Origin of the sequence: Streptomyces sp. MB09-02B (assembly GCF_033794485.1) — a bacterium.
Lineage (GTDB): Bacteria > Actinomycetota > Actinomycetes > Streptomycetales > Streptomycetaceae > Streptomyces.
The window spans coordinates 1-2,121 of record NZ_JARGEE010000764.1; the positions used below are offsets into that span (position 1 = coordinate 1).

Annotated in this window: 2 protein-coding genes; one reads left to right on the top strand and one right to left on the bottom strand. The window is 74.5% G+C overall.

Annotation, left to right across the window (positions count from 1 at the left end; all coding sequences use genetic code 11):
- Window positions 1–1,081: GntR family transcriptional regulator (locus P1P70_RS43815; RefSeq protein WP_319247966.1), on the bottom strand; the 1,081-nt coding region annotated here is incomplete at its 3' end.
- A 174-nt stretch (window positions 1,082–1,255) separates the two neighbouring features.
- On the opposite strand from P1P70_RS43815, the gene P1P70_RS43820 reads away from it, so the two are divergent.
- Window positions 1,256–2,053: an alpha/beta hydrolase gene (locus P1P70_RS43820; protein ID WP_319247968.1), complete on the top strand. Its 798-nt coding sequence runs from the start codon at window positions 1,256–1,258 to the stop codon at window positions 2,051–2,053.
- Window positions 2,054–2,121: the final 68 nt, after the last annotated feature.

Sequence of the window (2,121 nt, forward strand, 5' to 3'; positions counted from 1 at the left end):
CCACCCAGCCGCCCGACCGCAACGCGTCCGCCGCCCCCGCGACCCGCCCCTCCGGCACCACCAGGAACCCGACCGTCAGCCCCGGCGCCACCCGCTTGGACAGCCCGTCCACGACGAACACCCGCTCCGGCGCGTACGCGGCCAACGGCGGCAGCACCCCCGCACCACCGACGCCCCCGCTCGCATCCGCATCCGCGCCCGTATCAGCACCCGTATCAGCGCCCGTATCAGCGCCCGTATCAGCGCCCGTATCAGCGCCCGTATCAGCGCCCGTATCAGCGCCCGCCAGGAACGACCAGATCCGGTCCTCGATCACCGGTAGGTCCAACTCCCGCACCACACGTGCGAGTTCGGCCCGGCGCCCCGCCCCCATCGTCACGGACGTCGGATTGTGCAGCGTCGGCTGTGCGTACACCGCCGACAGGGGCGCCGCCCGGTGCGCGGCGGCCACGGCCTCCGGCCGGAGGCCCTCCCCGTCCGTCGCGAGCGGCACCAGGGTCACCCCCAGCCGACCGGCGATCCCCTTGACCAGCGGATACGTGAGGGACTCGACGCCGACGCGCCCCCCGGGCCGTACGAGGTGGGCGAGGGCGGCGGCGATGGCCTGGCGGGCGTTCCCGGCGAAGAGGAACCGTCCCGGGTCCGGGCGCCAGCCGGCGGTGGCGAGCAGGCCGGCCGCCGCCTCGCGTGCTGCGGCCGTACCGGTCGCGGGGGCCGTGCGCAGCGCGTCCGTGAGCACGTCCGGCCGCAGCAACGGCGCCAGCCCGGTGGCCAGCAGTTCCGACTGACCGGGCGCGGAGGGGTAGTTGAGCTCCAGGTTCACCGGTGCCGAGCCCGCCGGCTCGGCCAGCGCCTGCCCGGCCGGTGCCGTCGGCGCCGCCCGTACGAACGTCCCGCGCCCGACCTCCCCCACCACCAGTCCGCGTCGCACCAGTTCCGCATACACCCGCCCGGCGGTCGACCCGGCGATCCCCCGCCGCCGCGCGAACACCCGCTGCGGCGGCAGCCGGTCACCGGGCTGCAGCCGCCCGTCGGCGATGTCGTCCGCGATGCGATCGGCGATACGCCGGTAGTCGGCCACGGTCTTCCCCGCCCCTCGTCCCTGCTTCCTGCCTCCGCGCGTTCCCTCTCCGCGTCCTGCCTCCACGAGTGCCCTTTTCGCCTCTTCCCTCTCCGCGTCCGCCACGCCACCACATTGCACCGAGGGCAAAGATCTTATTGCACCGAGGAGTTGGGGCGCCCTAGGGTCGATTCCATGACCACCTTCCTCGCATACGAGGACAAAGGGGAATCCGTTCCCGCAGGCCGGCCGGCCCGCCTCCCCCTCCCCCTCGTCCTCGTCCACGGCCACCCCTTCGACCGCACGATGTGGCACCCGCAGATCAGCGAGTTCTCCGCCTCCCGCCGCGTCATCGCCCCCGACCTGCGCGGCTACGGCCGGTCCCCCGTCGTCCCGGGCGTCACCCCGCTCTCCGCCTTCGCCGAGGACATCGCGGCACTCCTGGACGACCTGGGGGTTCCGGAGTTCGTCCTCGGCGGCCTCTCCATGGGCGGCCAGATCGCGATGGAGTGCTACCGCCTGTTCCCGCACCGCGTCCGCGGCCTCCTCCTCGCGGACACCTTCCCGGCCGCCGAGACCGAGGAGGGCAGGCGGACCCGGAACGCCATGGCCGACCGGCTGCTGCGCGAGGGTATGGCGGGGTACGCCGACGAGGTGCTGTTCAAGATGGTGGCGCCGTATGCCGACGCGGAGGTCGCGGCCCAGGTGCGCCGCATGATGACGGCCACCGATCCCGAGGGCGCCGCGGCGGCCCTGCGCGGCCGGGCCGAGCGCCCCGACTACCGCGAGCTGCTCACCCGCGTCACCGTCCCGGCACTGGTCGTCGTGGGCGCCGACGACGAGTACACCCCGGTCTCCGACGCCGAGGCCATGCACGCCGCCCTCCCCGACTCCACCCTCCACGTCATCGAGGGCGCCGCCCACCTGCCGAACCTGGAGCGCCCGGTGGAGTTCAACAAGGCGCTGGAGGCCTTCCTGGGCCGCCTGGGCTGATCACCGGGCCGGGCCGGGCAGCGCGCCCCGGTTCCCCGTCCCGGCCCGGTGATCAGCCCAGGCGGCCC